This is a genomic window from Enterococcus sp. 3G1_DIV0629 (genome assembly GCF_002141285.1).
Classification (GTDB): domain Bacteria; phylum Bacillota; class Bacilli; order Lactobacillales; family Enterococcaceae; genus Enterococcus_B; species Enterococcus_B lactis.
The window spans coordinates 410152-427447 of sequence record NZ_NGLI01000002.1; the positions used below are offsets into that span (position 1 = coordinate 410152).

16 protein-coding genes are annotated in these 17296 nt (G+C 37.3%); 6 read left to right on the plus strand and 10 right to left on the minus strand.

Annotated features, from left to right (window positions below; all coding sequences use genetic code 11):
• The first annotated feature begins 152 nt into the window (after window positions 1-152).
• From A5816_RS10795 to A5816_RS10805, 3 genes are all read left to right on the plus strand, one after another.
• A complete protein-coding gene (locus tag A5816_RS10795) occupies window positions 153-866 on the plus strand; it encodes a hypothetical protein (RefSeq protein WP_086311315.1) in 714 nt (237 codons plus the stop codon).
• 12 nt (window positions 867-878) lie between these two features.
• Complete coding sequence (locus tag A5816_RS10800) at window positions 879-1946, plus strand: hypothetical protein (protein ID WP_086311316.1); 1068 nt, start codon at window positions 879-881, stop codon at window positions 1944-1946.
• A gap of 97 nt (window positions 1947-2043) precedes the next feature.
• Window positions 2044-2520 carry an NUDIX domain-containing protein gene (locus A5816_RS10805; protein WP_086311317.1) on the plus strand — a complete coding sequence of 159 codons (477 nt, stop codon included), beginning with the start codon at window positions 2044-2046 and terminating at the stop codon, window positions 2518-2520.
• 102 nt (window positions 2521-2622) lie between these two features.
• On the opposite strand, the gene A5816_RS10810 is transcribed toward A5816_RS10805, so the two are convergent.
• The 7 genes from A5816_RS10810 to A5816_RS10840 form a co-directional block, all read right to left on the minus strand.
• Window positions 2623-3648 carry an FUSC family protein gene (locus A5816_RS10810; protein WP_002341113.1) on the minus strand — a complete coding sequence of 342 codons (1026 nt, stop codon included), beginning with the start codon at window positions 3646-3648 and terminating at the stop codon, window positions 2623-2625.
• Between the two features lie 271 nt (window positions 3649-3919).
• Window positions 3920-4351, minus strand: coding sequence for an HIT domain-containing protein (locus A5816_RS10815; RefSeq protein ID WP_002336611.1), 432 nt, complete (start codon window positions 4349-4351; stop codon window positions 3920-3922).
• 126 nt (window positions 4352-4477) lie between these two features.
• Entirely contained in the window at window positions 4478-5407 is a 930-nt protein-coding gene (locus A5816_RS10820) for an ATP-binding cassette domain-containing protein (RefSeq protein ID WP_002292658.1), read from the minus strand.
• Window positions 5397-6485 carry an ABC transporter ATP-binding protein gene (locus tag A5816_RS10825; protein WP_086311318.1) on the minus strand — a complete coding sequence of 363 codons (1089 nt, stop codon included), beginning with the start codon at window positions 6483-6485 and terminating at the stop codon, window positions 5397-5399. Before A5816_RS10825 ends, A5816_RS10820 begins: the two co-directional genes overlap by 11 nt.
• 10 nt (window positions 6486-6495) lie before the next feature.
• Window positions 6496-7407 (minus strand): oligopeptide ABC transporter permease OppC, encoded by a 912-nt coding sequence (oppC, locus tag A5816_RS10830; protein WP_047928056.1) that lies wholly within the window; start codon window positions 7405-7407, stop codon window positions 6496-6498.
• A gap of 25 nt (window positions 7408-7432) precedes the next feature.
• Complete coding sequence (locus tag A5816_RS10835; RefSeq protein WP_086311319.1) at window positions 7433-8914, minus strand: ABC transporter permease; 1482 nt, start codon at window positions 8912-8914, stop codon at window positions 7433-7435.
• Window positions 8915-8995: 81 nt separating this feature from the next.
• Window positions 8996-10984, minus strand: a complete 1989-nt coding sequence (locus A5816_RS10840; protein ID WP_086311320.1) for a peptide ABC transporter substrate-binding protein — start codon at window positions 10982-10984, stop codon at window positions 8996-8998.
• 624 nt (window positions 10985-11608) lie between these two features.
• Between A5816_RS10840 and A5816_RS10845 the strand changes: the two genes are divergently transcribed.
• Window positions 11609-12112 carry a VanZ family protein gene (locus tag A5816_RS10845; protein ID WP_086311321.1) on the plus strand — a complete coding sequence of 168 codons (504 nt, stop codon included), beginning with the start codon at window positions 11609-11611 and terminating at the stop codon, window positions 12110-12112.
• Window positions 12113-13035: 923 nt separating this feature from the next.
• Here the strand turns inward: A5816_RS10845 and A5816_RS16320 are convergent.
• Together A5816_RS16320 and A5816_RS10850 are read right to left on the minus strand one after the other, a co-directional pair.
• Complete coding sequence (locus tag A5816_RS16320) at window positions 13036-13173, minus strand: hypothetical protein (protein WP_002320647.1); 138 nt, start codon at window positions 13171-13173, stop codon at window positions 13036-13038.
• A gap of 94 nt (window positions 13174-13267) precedes the next feature.
• Window positions 13268-13846, minus strand: a complete 579-nt coding sequence (locus A5816_RS10850; protein WP_010731698.1) for a TMEM175 family protein — start codon at window positions 13844-13846, stop codon at window positions 13268-13270.
• 168 nt (window positions 13847-14014) lie between these two features.
• Here A5816_RS10850 and A5816_RS10855 point away from each other — a divergent pair, with 168 nt between their 5' ends.
• Complete coding sequence (locus A5816_RS10855; RefSeq protein ID WP_002309889.1) at window positions 14015-14212, plus strand: hypothetical protein; 198 nt, start codon at window positions 14015-14017, stop codon at window positions 14210-14212.
• A gap of 101 nt (window positions 14213-14313) precedes the next feature.
• On the opposite strand, the gene A5816_RS10860 is transcribed toward A5816_RS10855, so the two are convergent.
• The gene (locus A5816_RS10860) at window positions 14314-15132 is read right to left on the minus strand and encodes a ZIP family metal transporter (protein WP_086311322.1); all 819 of its coding nucleotides are present in this window, start codon (window positions 15130-15132) and stop codon (window positions 14314-14316) included.
• Between the two features lie 164 nt (window positions 15133-15296).
• On the opposite strand from A5816_RS10860, the gene spxB reads away from it, so the two are divergent.
• Complete coding sequence (gene spxB, locus A5816_RS10865; RefSeq protein ID WP_086311323.1) at window positions 15297-17027, plus strand: pyruvate oxidase; 1731 nt, start codon at window positions 15297-15299, stop codon at window positions 17025-17027.
• Window positions 17028-17296: the final 269 nt, after the last annotated feature.

Sequence of the window (17296 nt, forward strand, 5' to 3'; positions counted from 1 at the left end):
GCTCCTTTCATTTAAGTATTCTCTCCCATATTAACTATAACGGAAAATTTAGGAATTGAATATATGGCGCAATGATTTGTGTCTTACATTTGATTGCTAGTTAGAATACACTGTAATTGTTGAAATATAAAAAATAAAAGGAGTGTTAGAGAATGAAAAAATCGGTAATAGGTGGAATAATATTAGGAATGTTTTTTATGAGTAATGGTGTTCAAGCTACTGAAATAAGTAAAATTGATCGATTGCTTGAATTACAACCAGGATTATCACAATCGGAATTATTAGTTAGTATTGATGAGACTGCAAGAACTATGAATATTAGTAGAGAAGAAGTTATTGAAATATCTCTATCGGAATTAGAAAGCGCTATCGAAGATACAGAGAAAGAAATGCGGCAATTACGCGGCGGAAGTTCAGGAAATAAGAAACTAGGAACTGCTCTTAATAAAGGCGATATTTTCTATACTCCTTCTTCTACTTTAGGTATTCCACATGGTCATGTAGGTATTTATTATGCATTTAACAGAATTGTTGAATCTATTCCAGAAACTGGTGTTAGAAACATTAGTTATGTCGGTAGAAATGTAGAGCCAAATGCCGTGATGCAATCTGTTTCCACTACTCAAGCAAAAAGAAATGCGGCAGCTAATTGGGCAAATTCCAGAGTAGGTATTGATGGCTATTCTTATAATTTCGCTACGAATCGGCAAACAGCACATACTGGTGCAAAAAATTGTTCTAAACTGGTGTGGAGCGCCTATCTCTTAAATGCAGGAATTGATATCGATAGAAACGGAGGTACTGGTGTCTATCCGTTAGATATCCGAGACTCGAATTTGACTCGAACATATCAGACAATTAGATAACGAGGAGTAGAAATGAAAATCAGACATCTATTTTATTTTATTGGATTGCTTTTATTATCAGGATGTTCTACTTCAGGAAAAAATCTTTCAGGTGATTATGATTATTATCTCTATTTTTCGAATACAATGGACAAGTTTGTAACATCTGGCAGATTCGTTGGTATCGGAAAGAAGGATCAAGTGATTTTAAAAACAGAAGGACTGGAACTAGGCACTTTCGTACAACATGATCAAAAAGTCTTTTTATCTGATCGAACGCATGACTTTGTTTATACACCTCATTCAGGAAAAATCGAAAAGGAAAAGCGCCAAACAAAAGAACATACAGGAATAGACAGCGTCATATTGGACGGGAAGCTGATTACTTTGTTCAATCATGGCTATCCAGATACCGATGACATCCTTTATCAAAACAATCTTTATTTTAATAATGACTATACGATTATCAACGGGCATATTTTTTCGACTGGAAACGATGAGCAGTCTCTCTATATTTTACGTGACGAAGAAATAGGAAAATTATTTGTTGATAGACTCTATCTTTCTGAAGATACGCTTATCAGTGAGAACCTTGGTTCGTTCCCCAATATAGAAGGGAGTGAATATCTGATAGGTTATCGGCTAAATGTTCATGAAAACCACTTATACGGAGTGGCTTTTGATTTTGCTAATAATCGGCGAGCTGGATTATTTAGCTATTCGCTGAAAGATTCATCGTATACATTTAAAGAAACAGACCGAGAAATAATACTGGAAGATATAGGATTCAGTTTTTCAAAAGGAAGTTTTATTTATAAAGATCAGCTTGTTTACTTTTCAAGTAACGGCACGATCTACTTTATTGATCTTGAGACTGCAGAAACTACTAAAAAACTCCCGACAAACATGGATCTTAGTGGTGTATTTATTGTCTCCGTGATTGATGATGAACACGTAGCGATTGCTACCCATGATCATGATAACAATCTAATCATCTGGGAACTCGATCTAAGTAACTTGTCTCTTACGGAAAAGCGACGTGTAGAACCTTCACTATGGAGAAAACAAGAATATCTGTACGACTTTCAAGTAAAACGTTGATTATCTCAAAAAAGTTTATCCATCCGCCAACATAAACAAAAATTTATGATAAAATAAATATAAAAATTTTTTGCGAAAAAGATTGGTGGGCGTTGGAATGGAAACAAATGATTTGCGTATGGTAGAAGAGAATTTTCAATTTGATATACGGGTATCTGGAATTTTATGGAATGAGGAAACAGATGCTATTCTTTTGAGCATGGAAAACGATAAACGGGGCATCCAAGTGTTGCCTGGCGGAGCGGTCAAACGTTTTGAGACAAGTCGACAAGCCGTTGTTCGCGAAATGCTGGAGGAAACTGGTTATGAAACAGAAATCGTCCGTTTGCTTGCCCTTATTGAAAGTACCTTTTCAATTGAAGAAAACACAGATAAAACCTATCAGCAAATCAATTTCGTCTATCTTTTGAAACGTGTAGCTCACTCGGATAGACATAAAATCGTTGCATCAGAAGAAAAAGTGCGACCAGTTTGGAAACACAGAAAAGATGTAAAAAACGTGAAACCAACTATATTAAACGAAATCATTGAGGAATTCCCTACTTCTGTCCGCTTTGAAGTATCATTCGATTAATTGAGGTTATGAAAAAGCCGCTCAGTTTTGAGTATTAAGAAAAAGGTTGTGAAAATGACTTTTTCACAACCTTTTTTAGCATATATATTTCTATTTGTCCTTCTATTCTAGTTTTTGTCGAACAACCGTTAAATAATGTTGCAAACCAACCGTCATTACCCACGCAACACCTAAACCGATGAAACTTCCTATGATGATTCCTAAAAAACGATATTCGATCAAAGACATCAGATAGGCCCCGCGAATAAGTGTAGATAGCATCAACGCCATGGGATTAAGAAAAATATTAGCAACTGCGTAATTTCTAGCAACTAGAAATTGTGCGATTCCGTAAAGAAACGTAATCAGAAAAATCGTCTGCAGTTGCGTGAACGGCACAAATGACAAGACTGCTGATACACATAACCCACCCATCGATCCAATCAGATATTGGACTTGTCGATGCTTCATCGCATCCAAATTTTCCGCAAGCAAAATCGATGCACATGACAAAGTCAACCAATAAGGATTATGCAGATTCAAGCCATGACTAACATAAACGGACAGAAACAAGGCGGCACTGTAGAAAACAGAATCAATGATCACCAAAGGCTCTTCATGAAACCTTTCTTTTAGAGTCGCTTTTTCAATTGTCTGCTCAGGCCGTGAATCCAGTAGTTTTGTAATCACTGCCGCAATCAGGGCAAAAACGACACCCATAAAAAAATAAAGCGAGACGATTGGTAATTGAGCGATTGGCAGCTGCATACTCGTTCCCATGGCAGAAAGCATCGCAAAAAACAAGCCACCTGGTTTAGAGATATGGAATAATCGCAACACGAATCTGCTGGAAAAAGCAACCAAAGCTACAGCAAATGGTTCAAGCCATAAAACATAAGTCGACAAAATCCCTAGAACGAAAGCAAACAAAAGTCCACAACCGATCAAAAACATACGTTTCAGCAAAGATTTCATCGGTATGTTTTGATAATAGAAAAAAGTAAAGATCCCTAATGATGAAAAACTTGAAATCAAAAAGTCATGATTTATGTAACCTAACCATAATACGATAAAGATAAGTAGCATCAGGTTCATGATACGAAAAGGATTATCTTGTATTTTATTGAAACGAAAATAAGTCTTGAACAATCTATCCCTCCTTCCTAGTGATTTGAAAAGAAGCTGAATCAAAATGAAATGCCAGTCCCGTTTGTCAGCATTACCTAGTATAACAACTATTTCTTGATTTTTCATAAAATTAGTATCAAGAAGAAAAAGGCTTGGAAAAGTCAAAACAAAGAACGAACATTCCGAGTCGTACTAACAAAAAAAGATAGCAAGTTTTCTAAGCAACTCGCTACCTTATCTTTTTTTATTAAAAACCGAATGAATCGTATCTAAGAGCGTACATTCTTCTCTTTTATGCACTGGATTTTTCTCCTGTCCTTTGTCTCATATCAAGAAGCTGGTGCATAGTCTCTAAATCATTCATCGCGCCGGTAAATAAGGGCCAAGCATCCACCCCATCTTGTTTCTTTCTAGGAATAATATGGAAATGAAGGTGAGAGACATGTTCTTCTACTGTCTCATCTTCTGCTTTGATCAAATTGACGCCATCAAAACCGCAATTTTCGACACAATGAAGAGAAACCGCTCGAATGACGTTCATCAATTCGATAAATAGTTCTTGCTCGCAATCAATTAAATTGACCCGATGTTTTTTGACTAGAGCGATCATATGACCATCGACATCTCCTGCGTTATCTAAAAATACAAGAATATTTTCACTCTCAACTATTTTTCTTCGGTGCAATCTTCCATTCACTATTTTACAAAATAAACAATCCTCCAATTCATCCACCCCTTTGTGGACTAAGAAGGGGTAAGACTTCTCTGTCTTCCCCCTGCTTTTACCAAAATATCGATTAACTATCATGTTTGATCACCTGACTTTCGGTGTCCAGTCAAACTGCAGATCTCACAATTTTCGATACGCTTCTAATTCCTTTTGATTCCCGTATACAAAATGCCCGGGGCGTACTTCCTCGAAAACCGGACCGTCTTTTGTATAATCGTGTATGCTAGGATCATACACATGTAATTTTCTTTTCCTTGCTAAAATAGGATCTGGTATGGGCACAGCTGAAAGCAATGCCTTTGTATATGGATGAAGCGGATGGTTGAATAACTCTTCCGTTTCAGCTAGTTCTAAAATATGTCCTTGTCTGATCACAGCGATCCTATCTGAAATAAAACGTACGACTGATAGATCATGAGCGACAAAAAGGTATGTCACTTCTCGTTTTTTTTGTGCATCTTTCAGTAAGTTCAACACTTGCGCACGGATCGAAACATCTAAAGCAGAGATTGGTTCGTCCGCTACGACTAATTCAGGTTCCATCACTAATGCACGAGCGATCCCGATCCGTTGTCTTTGACCGCCGGAAAATTCGTGAGGATAGCGGTACATATGCTCTGGAAGTAGTCCGACTTCTTTGATGATTTTCGCCACCTTTTCCAAACGTTCTTCTTCCGAGTGAAACAGGTTAAAATTATAGAGGCCTTCTGAGATAATATATTCTACTGTTGCCCGTTCGTTCAACGATGCGGATGGGTCTTGGAATATCATTTGGATCTTACGGATTTTTTCTGCTTGTTCTTTTTTCGACAAGGGACCATTGATCTTTTTCCCTTCAAAGAGAATATCCCCTTTGCTTGTCGGATTTAACCCAATGATTGCTCTGCCAATCGTCGTTTTGCCTGAACCAGATTCTCCTACGAGAGAGAACGTTTCTCCTTTATAAATATCAAAGTTGGCGTCTTGGACAGCTACGAACTTGCTTTTTCCTTCTCCAAAAGTGATTTCTAAATCTTTTACAGTTAACAAAGTTTTTTTATCAGCTGACAACTTGCTTCCCCCCGTCTTGTCCTTCACTATCCAATTCTGCAGCCAAAGCAATCATTTTTTCATGAAGATTTTCGATTTGTTTTGGTTTAAGTACTTTCGGTGCACGAGGATCCAGCAGCCAAGTCTTCGCAAAATGGGTTTCGGATACTTGGAACATAGGCGGTTCACTAGTAAAATCGACCTTCATCGCATAGGCGCTGCGAGGCGCAAAAGCATCTCCTTGGATATCTTTATATAAAGAAGGTGGTGTTCCTGGTACAGAGTAAAGCACATCTCCTTTTTGTGCTAATTGTGGTAAAGAAGAAAGCAAGCTCCATGTATAGGGATGTTTTGGATCATAAAAAATTTCTTCAACTGTTCCGCTTTCGATGATCTGTCCAGCATACATAACGGCTACTTTGTCTGCTATAGCCGCGACAACGCCCAAATCATGGGTGATAAAAATCGTTGTGAATTGATATTCTTCCTGAAGCTCTTTGATTAGTTCCAAGATTTGTGCCTGGATCGTTACATCCAAAGCGGTTGTCGGTTCATCACAAATCAAGATTTTAGGTCGGCAAGCCAATGCAATAGCAATGACGATCCGTTGTCTCATCCCACCAGAGTATTGGAAAGGATATTCATCATATCTTTTTGCCGCATTAGGGATTCCTGTTTTTTCCATCAATTCGACAGCTAAGCGTTTCGCTTCTTTCGCTGATTTCTTCTGGTGTTTGATGATGACTTCTGAGATTTGTGAGCCAATTGTTTTGATAGGATTCAGTGAAGTCATAGGATCTTGGAAGATCGTCGCGATTTCTTTTCCCCGAATATCTTCCCATTCTTCATCCTTTTTCAATTCGCTTAATATCTTGTCTTTATAGCGGATCGTTCCTGAAGTGATATTGCCGTTTTGTTCCAGCATCCCGGTGAATGTTTTTGTCAGAACTGATTTTCCCGATCCTGATTCACCAACGATGGCTAATGTTTCTTTTTCTTTTAGCTCTAATGAGACATTTCTGATCGCTTTTAATTCACGGTGACGAACATGGAAGCTGACCGAGATGTTTTCTACTGATAAAATTGTTTGATTCTCCATTGTTTGCCTCCTAAATATGTGTTCTTGGATCTGCCGCATCTGCAAGAGTTTGTCCTACGATGTATAAAGAAACAGAAACTAACGCCAGTACAGTCACAGGAATCCAGAAAAGATAAGGGTAATTGCTCATGTTATTCGTATATTTTGCGATTAATCGTCCGAGGGAAGGAACATCACTGCTTAATCCAACGCCTAAGAATGAAAGAAAGGTTTCATATGAAATAAACGAAGGTAGCGCTCTAGATACATCTGTCACGATGATAGAAATCAAATAAGGCAGGATATTACGAAAAATCATCCGCAAGGTCGGTGTTCCTAGTGTTTTTGAGGCTAAATTATACTCGCGGTCGCGGATGATCATGACTTGTACCCGAATAAAGTAAGCTACGCTCAGCCAGCTCGTCACACACATCGCAAAAATCAAATTCCAAAATCCGGAACCAAACGTATACGAGAGGACGATGACGATCAATAAAGTTGGCACATTCGAGATGATGTTGTAAATTTCCAACATGAAACGGTCAATTGCTTTAGATGTTCCCCAAATCGCCCCTACTACTACACCAATAACTGTAGTGATCAATGTAGCAATGACACTGATGGAAATTGATGTTTTCGCCCCTGCCCAAACTGCATCGAATAAGGACATGCCGTTAGCATCTGTACCAAACCAAAATTTTGCACTTGGTGGATTATAGCGTTTCGTAAAATCATTGATATCTTTTACATCCATAAATTTGTATCCGCTGAATAATGGCTGGATAAAGCTCATCAATAAGACAGCCAGCATCAGTATCAGCATAAAAATCGCAACTTTGTTTGAAAAGAATTTACGCATGACCGAACGCCAATACGAATACTTCGGCGTATCAATCTTTTCTGAAGCTAACGAATTCGTTTCTACAAAAATGAATTCGTTCATTTGTTCTGTTTTCACATTTTCCAAGCTATTTTCCTCCTGACGATAGTTTGATTCGCGGATCGACTAATGCCATCGCAATGTCCCCGGCTAAGATTGAAAATACGGATACTGTGGTAAAGACAAAAACGATTGCGATAACTAATGGATTGTTATGGGTAATGATCGCATCAGGTAGCATTTTCCCCATACCTGGTGCAGCAAACACTGTTTCTGTGATCGTCGCCCCAGCAATCGCTCCGATGATACTTCCTGGAATCCCATTGACGATTGGGATAGCTGCATTTTTGAAAATGTGTTTTCTAGCAATTTCTTTCGCATTCAAACCTTTTGCTTTCGCAAATTTAACATAATCGGAAGACTGTTGGTCGATCATGTAACGTCTCAGCCAAATAACGATTCCAGAAACAGACAATAGTCCTAGAATCACTGTCGGTAATATATAGGAACGAATATCTTGTGCGCCCAATGCTGGGAAAGAATCTGGCAAAGAAAACCAGCTGCTTCCAATAAATCGGAAGAAATAGATAAAGGCTAGACTTGGCACGGAGATCAGCACCGTTACGATAGCGATCCCTGCTTTATCTGGTATCTTTCCTTTGTAACGAGCCATCAACATCGCAGCAGGTATGCCGATTGCATAAGCAATAACAACAGCGATGGCTCCCATACGAAATGATGTACCGATCATCGATGGGTCTTGGTAATTCGTATCTGTGATGACATAATTATCAGAAAAATATTTTTTATCTCGTGAAGAGATGTTTTTTGTTTTCTGATATTGACGGAGATAGATATTAGCAGAAGAGCGCGCTGTAAAATCATCATTAAATGTTGTCTCTGTACTTTCTGTTTTCCCTTGTCCTCCTGAGATGATGCTTGTTACCGCTTGTCCGGCAAATGTCGGATATGAAGTGCCTAGATTCAAATGAACGATATTTTGATGGATATAAGGAAATTGTCCATTGAAATAGATTTGGTATTTATATTGTGTTCCTGAACCAACAAGTGCCCAACCGACCAACTCATCGTTTTCGATACGCAGAGAATGTTTTAAGTTAGAATTGCTGGCATCTTTTACTTTCCATGGGTGATCGATTTGGATCATATTCGCATAGAAATTCACTACGCGTTTTACTAATGGAATATCTTTTGTCGCATAATATTCTTTGCTGATTGGAAATTGTTTGAGCGTCCAACCATTTTTCTTCGCCCAATCTTGGTATTTTTCTTCTAACTGCTCAGAAGAGGCTTTTTCTGATGAACTGTTTCCTACTTCTTTTTTCAGTTCTTTCGTCGTGTGGTATTCGATATAACCCATCTTGCTGAAGGCTGTATTTTCATAATCTGCCAGTTCATCTGGTTTTGCCTTTAATTTTCCGTAATTCACATCATTTTGAAATATCGTTTTTCTCGGAACAAGTGAATAGATCACCGCATAGGTTAAGGTAGTTACAAGAAAAATACTAAGTATAGAGCGCAGGACCCTAAATAAAAGGTATCTTTTCACAATTTTCCCTCTCTTTCATCATATAAGTAAAAAAGGCTACAATAGAAATTGAAAGCCTTTTTTACTATTCATTCAGCTAAATTACTTAGAACTTGTTGTTTCTGCTTCTTTCGCAGTTTCTTCTTTTTTCGTTTCCCAAGCTTTCTTCGCTTTGTCGTATTGATCTGTTGTGACGATATCGCTTTGTACTTCTATATATTTCAGTTTATTTGTAGCAATACCTGTCCAAGCAAATGGCTTGCTAAATGGAACAACATTTGTGACGCGAGGCGTACCGCCGTATGCATAGATTGGTACTTGCAAAGCATTATCCAACAACCAAGCTTCTGCATCTGCATAAGCGGTGTAACGAGCATCTAAATCATCAGTGATAGCAGCGGCTTTATCCAATAAAGCATCATATTCAGATAAGTTGATTGCTTTTTTCGCAGCAGCTGAAGGATCTGTTCCTTGTACTATGGCAGAAGCTTCCAGTCCAAGTGTATGGATCATATCCCCTTTGCGTGAATCATAGATATTCAAGTAAGAAGATGGATCAGTGTAGTCTGGACCCCAGCCAGAGGCATTTGTAATATCAAAGTCGCCAGCTTGTCCGGTCGTTGCTTGATAAGTAGCAGCTAAATATTTATTATCGTTTAATAATTGTATATCGACTACTACATTATCCGAACCTAAAGAATCTTCCACTGATTTTTTCAAAGATTTTGCCATATTGACACTAACCTCAGAAGTTTCCTCAACCGGCATATCTAAATGAATAGGGAATTGGACACCTTTTGCTTCTAGTTCTGTTTTTGCTTTTTCTACGTAATCTTTGGCTTTGTCTGCGTTATAATACCCATCCTGTCCATCAGATAAGTCTACATCGCCAAAAGCATCTGAATCCAATGCTTTTAATTTGCTTGCTACTGTGTCGCCGTAAGGTTGATCGTTGATCTCTACAAAGTCGGCTGGAATCATTGTATTACGTAATGCTTTATTAGCCCCTTCTTCTCCTACGTTTTGTGCGTTATAGCTTTTCTTATCAAATCCGAATAGAACAGCTAAACGGAAATTACGGTCTAAAATAGCATTGTGTGTATCTTCTTTTTCTTTGTCTGTTGTTTTTGAAGTTGCATCAAATGTACCTCGGTTAAAGTTGAAGGTTAAATTATATGTTGATGCATCTGTTTCAGACCAAGTCACGCCATCAGGATAAGCTTTCGTTACGTCTTTATATCCTGGTGAATTTGGATAAACACGAGCAAGAGATAATTCTCCATTTTCGTAAGATTTAAATAACCCATCGGGATCACTTCCATCATTATAGGTCCATTTTACTGTGTCTAAATGGACATTTTTAGGATCCCAATACGATTCGTTCTTCGTATATTCGATGACTGATTTAGCTGTGTTGTTTGCAAGGATGAATGGTCCATTATAAAGGATGGAGTCTGGTGTTGGTTTACCGAAATCTTTCCCTTTTGATTTTAGGAACTCTTCATTGATTGGATATAAGATACCGTAAGTCGTTTTTGAATTCCAGAATGGTTCAGGTTTATTCAATGTGTATTGCAACGTATAGTCATCTACTGCTTTTACTCCAACAGTAGAAAAATCATCCGTTTTACCATCTATATAATCAGATAAGCCTTTGATACTATCTGCCACGATATATAACGTTTCTGACTGTACATCTACCGCGTGTTTCAACCCAGTAACAAAGTCATTTGCTGTCACATCAGCCCCATACTCATTTCCTTCACTATCCACCCAAGGAACATCTTTGCGAAGATGATACGTATAAGTCAACCCATCATCACTAACTTCCCATGACTTAGCCATATCGCCTTTCAGGTTCCCGTATTGGTCATTTTCCAAAAGACCTTCCACAAAGTTAGTATAGTGGTCACTATTCGTTTTACGGGATGAGAATGTGTAATCTAGCGTTTCAAGATCTGTTATATATATATTGCTATACTCTGATACAAGGTCACTTTTCTTTGAAGAGTTAGACGACCCCTTTGCATTACTCCCGCATGCTCCCAGCATAACGGCACTTACTAGAAGCAAAGCTAAAACTTTTTTCATATAATGTATATCCCCCTCTTATTTATACTGCTTTCACCCTTTTCAACCCCTATTAACCAGATAATTGCGCAACATGTTTAATTAATAAATCACCTGAAATAATTAAAAGATAATGAAAGTTATTGAAATAATACATTTGGCATTAGGCAATGTCAAGGTAATTCAGCAAAATAATTCGAATTATCTGAAATTTATATATATAACTACATATGCAATTATCTAACTTTTTATTTTTATCACCAAGAAAATAAAAAAATAAATATCATTAATGTAATAAGCGTAAAACGAATGAATTCGAAGAAAAAAGCGTTGAATGACTTATCTTTTCATAATTTTTTCATGTATAGCATATTCCTTTTTTATACGAAAAATAATATATATATGCATATAGTTTATATAATTATTAAAAATAATCTTTGAGAGGAAAAAGTGAACGAATAAAAATTACTTAAGTTATATATTTGAATGTTTTCTCATTTTAAACTCATTTAAAAGAAACCGGATTCCCAACAAAAAAAAGCTTCTAATTTTCGTAAGATAACTACGTTGGTCCTTAAACTTCATACTTTTTTATGATTTTTCAGCGGTTTTCGATGGTATACTTTTTAAATGGAGGAGATGTCTATGCGGTATGTATCAAAATTTTTATTAGGGATTTATTTATTCTTTCTATTATGGTTGATTTTATTCAAGCTATCATTTAATCTTCCACAATTTCTCACTTATTCTTACAGCAATGTCAATCTCGTCCCTTTTTCTACTTTTTCTTTTGAAAATACGACGGTTTTGCGCGAAACCACTTATAACTTGATTGTCTTTTTTCCTTTTGGGGTGCTTTTGAATGTCAATTTCAAAGGGCTTTCCTTTTCTAAAAAATTAGGGATTATTTTCCTTGTAAGCTTCTTCGCAGAGTTTATTCAATTCCTATTCGGTATTGGCGTAGCGGATATCACTGATGTAATTACTAATACAACAGGAGGTCTGATTGGATTATGGTTCTATCAGCTTTTAAACAAACACCTATCGACAAATAAGTTGGATCGCCTAGCCGTTATTTCGGGGTACATTTTATTGTTATTTCTAATCGTAGCTTTTTTATTTTTGACACGCACTATCCGTCTTCGATAAAATCGTTCATAAAAAGGACCGTCACAGATACATTCCAGTGTGTATCTATGACAGTCCTTTTTTATTCAATTATTGATTCTCAAAAAAATCGATTTTCACCTCTGCTATTTGGAGTATACATCTTACACATTGAAGCAGTCAGGGTATGTTTCCCTTTGTTGTTTATCAAAAAATAGTAAGGGAACGGTTATGTCTATTTTCAGATTAATTATATTAATGAAATGTCCTTTTCCTTGAAAAACAAGTATTACCATAAGCCGTTCATAATTTAAGTACACATTTGAATCAAAAATGATTATTTTTTTAGCTTACATGCTTTAAATCTTAGCATTTTCCTATTCGATACTTAAATCAATTGAGAAATCTTCGTTCTTCTTTATACCCCGTATAGGTATATTGATTTATTGCAAAAAGCTTGTCCTATAAATAATTTTTCTTCTCTTCTATCATTTTTCTCTCTTATGAAGGTATCTTTTTCCTTGATTTCTGCCAGTAGATTTTACCTGATCCTACTTTTTGAAGGCATTTCAAAGGAAAAAGCAGCAGTTTTTAGAAGTAGCAGAGAAATCAAAACAAGTGCATCGTTATTTTTTTAACTATAAAATAACACTTAAAATATAGCTGGTTCGTTATTTTTCACTCTTTCAAATTCACTTTTTTAAAACCATCTGAACTCTCGTTAATATTTATTCATTTCTATTGTATATCCCCTGACAAAAGAAATCTATCTGTCTCCTTTAACTAGTCTATTGTTTTTTAGCTATCATAAAGTTATCCACTGTGGAAAAACTAATGATTTATATTTCAATACACTTTTCTAAAAATAAAAATTTTCCCCAAATAAAAACATGTTTACAACAGAATCATACTGCTGTAAACATGTTTTTATTAAATTGATAGAATGTTAGCTTACATAAAGATGTTTATTTTTTTATTGCTGCGAATAATGTCAAAAATACCGTGACACTAACTACTGTCCAAGTCAAATGACCTTGATCCAAATAAATAAGCATCGTGACAAAACTAGTAATCAGTCCTACATGAAGTCTTTTTTGATCCATCTGCATCCCTCTTTGAATACTAGTATCACTCGGATATTTGATCGTTTGATTATTTTTTCTATATTTTTCTCTTAAATTTTAAACACAGATCATTTTACCGATATTGTGATTCAATGGTACGGCTTGGGATGATCCAAGCAGCCAGAATCACGATGTTTGCGATCAGCACGGCTACTGGCGCTACTAAATAGCCTAAGACAATTCCTAAGACATTCAAGCCAATCGATAAATACGATTTCTTGTAATCATTCAGCATCGCCTTCAATGCTTTCTCGTGGCCCTTATTTGCTTTGACAAGTTCTTTTGCCAAGATATAATACGCAATGTTAGCGGTTAAGGTAACAAAACCATAAGTCATTTCTGGAGCCAGACTATTGATGTACTCACTGATCCATGAAGTGGCAAATGGAAAAAGTGAAAGCGCAAAAATAAAGAAACTGTTCGCCCATAAGACCCGTCCATTTATCTTATGTACAACTTGAAATAAATGATGATGATTGTTCCAATAAATCGCTAAGATGATGAAACTGACAATATAGATAAAAAATCGGTAACCTAATGCAGCGAGCGCCTCCCACGTATCTCCGTTAGGTTCATGAAGTTCTAAAACTAAAATAGTCATGATAATGGCGATTACAGCATCTGTAAATGCTTCAAGACGATTTTTAGGCATGATATTCTCCTCCTTTTCCGCTCTATTTTAGATGATAAACAAGGGAAAAAGCAATTGTTTGATCATTTAAGCAGATGAAGTAAAAATCAGTCTGCAGTTGGAGGTGTTTTTAGAGAATCCCTGTTATACTTTTTCTATAGTAAAGAATGAACAAGAGGAGGGTTTTGTATGCGTCAAAAAAATATGTTCTTAAATATCTTCATGGTTCTTTTAGTGTTGATTGCCGCTAGCTTTGTCATCAGTCTTTTTGTTAGTGTCGTAAGTGGCCTTTTATGGTTTGCGGTCAAAGTTTTGATTCCGATCGCACTTATCATCTGGCTCGTTCGCTGGATCAAAGGCAATACACATAGAAAAAACTATTATTAATGAATCACATCATCACTCCATTATGATATAACATACTTAAAAATAGGGTCGCGATATAAATTCGCGACCCTATTTGATATATCATATATGGATTTTCCGAATTATCCTAATGCCACATCCAAGATCATCATAATGATAAATCCGCTCATGACACCAAAAACTGCAAAATGACGTTTGCTGGACAATGTCTGCTGTGCTTCGGGAATCAATTCTTCCACCACGACATAAATCATCGCTCCTGCAGCAAAAGCAAGTGCATAAGGAAGCAGCAGCTCCACTTTCGTTACTAGTAGTGCGCCAATCACCCCAGCGATTGGTTCAACAATTCCAGAAGCTTGTCCGTAAACAAAGGCCTTTTTACGGCTCAGACCTTCTTGTCGCAATGGGATTGATACAGCTGCTCCTTCTGGGAAGTTTTGGATACCAATACCTAGCGCCACCGAAACAGCGGCTAATATAGCGGCTGTCGGATTATCCGCAGTTGCTGCTGCACCGAATGCTACCCCTACGGCTAAACCTTCAGGAATGTTATGCAATGTAATAGAAAAAACAAGCAAGATTGTCCGCTTTAGATGGGTAGGCAATCCTTCTGCTTCATGTTGCGGTCCAAAATGCATATGGGGCAGTGTTTTATCTGCCATATATAAAAACACCCCACCTAAACCAAATCCAATACTTACAACTAACCAAGCAATATCTCCATTTTCTTCTGCTTTTGTAATCGCTGGATCGAGCAAGGACCAAAAACTTGCAGCAATCATGACACCAGAAGCAAATCCTAACATCAAATTTAGCACTTCTTTTTTGATTTCTTTAAAGAAAAAAACCAATCCGGCACCAAGAGCTGTCATAAAATAAGTAAAAGCTGTCCCAGCAAGTGCTTGCTGCCAAGGATCAAGCCTCAATAGCCATTCAACCATGCCATTCCCCTCTCTTGAATCTATTTATGTACTACTCTAGCATATTCCCAAAAACATGACTACATTTTTGTGAAAAGACGAATTAGTTGGGATTTTCGATAAAAAGTTCTATACTCTAGATACCAAAAATTTATGGATCATCATTGCTAAAGGAGTGAAACACCATGTCAAAAATCAATGCAGGAGTCGCAATGGTAAAAGTTCTTGAAAGCTGGGGCATCGACCATATTTATGGCATTCCCGGAGGATCTTTCAATTCGATTATGGATGCGCTATATCACGAAAAAAGCGAAATCAAATATATTCAAGTCCGTCATGAAGAAGTCGGTGCACTAGCAGCCGCCGCAGATGCAAAATTAACCGGGAAAGTCGGCGCTGTCTTCGGCTCTGCAGGACCTGGTGCGACACATTTGATCAATGGTTTGTATGATGCACAGATGGACCATGTGCCTCTAGTAGCGTTCTTAGGACAAGTTGCTTCTACATCCATGAACTATAACTCTTTCCAAGAATTAAATGAAAACCCTATTTTCGCAGATGTCAGCGTATACAATCGTACAGTCATGACGCCCCAAAGTCTTCCACATGTCGTAGATGAAGCCATTAAAGCCGCCTATGAGCATAAAGGCGTGGCTATCGTGACTATCCCTGTTGATCTTGGTTTTGAAGAAATTGACGAACAACCTTTCTCCACCGCTCACACTCATAAAACAAGTGTGATATTACCAGAAGAAAAAGATTTGCTGGTTGCTTTGCCTTATCTTGAAAAAGCAAAAAAACCAGTTCTTTATGTTGGTCAAGGAACGCGAAACGGATTTCCGCAAATCAAAGAATTCTCAGAACATTTTTCAGTTCCTATTGTCGCTTCCGTTCTAGCAAAAGGAATTATTCCTGATGATTATGAAAACTTTCTTGGTTTTGCTGGACGTGTCGCTACTAAACCCGGAAATGAAGCATTGGCAGAAGCCGATCTGATCTTATTTGTCGGTAGCGACTTCCCATTTGGACGTGCGTTTTTTAATCCAACTGCTGAATTTATCCAAATCGATATTGATGCGTCAAAATTCGGACGGCGCCATGAAACATCGCTGTCGATTCTCGGTGATGCAAACACAGCTTTGCAAAGACTGGTCGAATTGGGTGATACTCGTCCTGCTGATAGCTGGTACCTAGCAAATCAGGAAAATAAAGAAAAATGGGTAAATTGGTTGAAATCTTTTGAAGATCGTGAGGAAGAACCGATTCGACCAGAGGCTGTTTATAAAGAAATCAATCGGATTGCTGAAGACGATGCGATTTTCGTCACAGATGTCGGTAACACGACTATCCATTCTATTCGCTTATTAAATATGAACGGTAAACAAAAACATACGACATCTGGATGGTTCGCAACTATGGGTAATGGTGTGCCTGGAGGAATTGCCGCACAACTAAGCTACCCAGAAAAACAAGTATTTACCTTAAGTGGTGATGGCGGATTTGCTATGGTCATGCAAGATATCATTACACAAGTCAAATATCAGCTTCCAATTATCAATGTTGTTTTTTCTAATGATTCTTTTGGTTTCATCGAAGCAGAACAAGAAGATACAGAACAAAAGAAATTCGGTGTATTTTTAGAAGGTGCAGATTTCGGTAAAGTTGGAGAAGCCCTCGGTGCAAAAAGCTTTACAGTCACAGAATACTCGCAACTTCGGTTTGCCTTTGATGCAGCCGCAAAATCAGACCGTCCTGTAGTGATCGATGTGAAAATCAATAACAAGCGCCCATTGCCAGTAGAAGATCTTCATTTAGATCCAAGAAAATATTCTGAAGAAGAAATCCAAGCATTCAAAGAAAAATATGAAGTCCATGATTTGCCAGTATTGAATGAATTATATGAAAAGAGGTTGTGACAACTGCGCTATGTTTCGAGTAATAAGAACGATGGACAGAAAATAGTTCCTCATATTTTCTAGGACGGCGATCTTATTACCGAGAAGCAGCAGGTGGAGCACCGTTTATCAGAGGTTGTGAAAAAGCTGCCCTGCATCAAGTAATAAGAACAGCCAAACAAAAATAGCTCGTCATATTTTTTCGTTTGGTTGGGCTTATTACCGCAGATGCAAGCTTTTGAACACCGTGTATCAAGAGGTTGTGACAACTGCGCTATGTTTCAAGTATT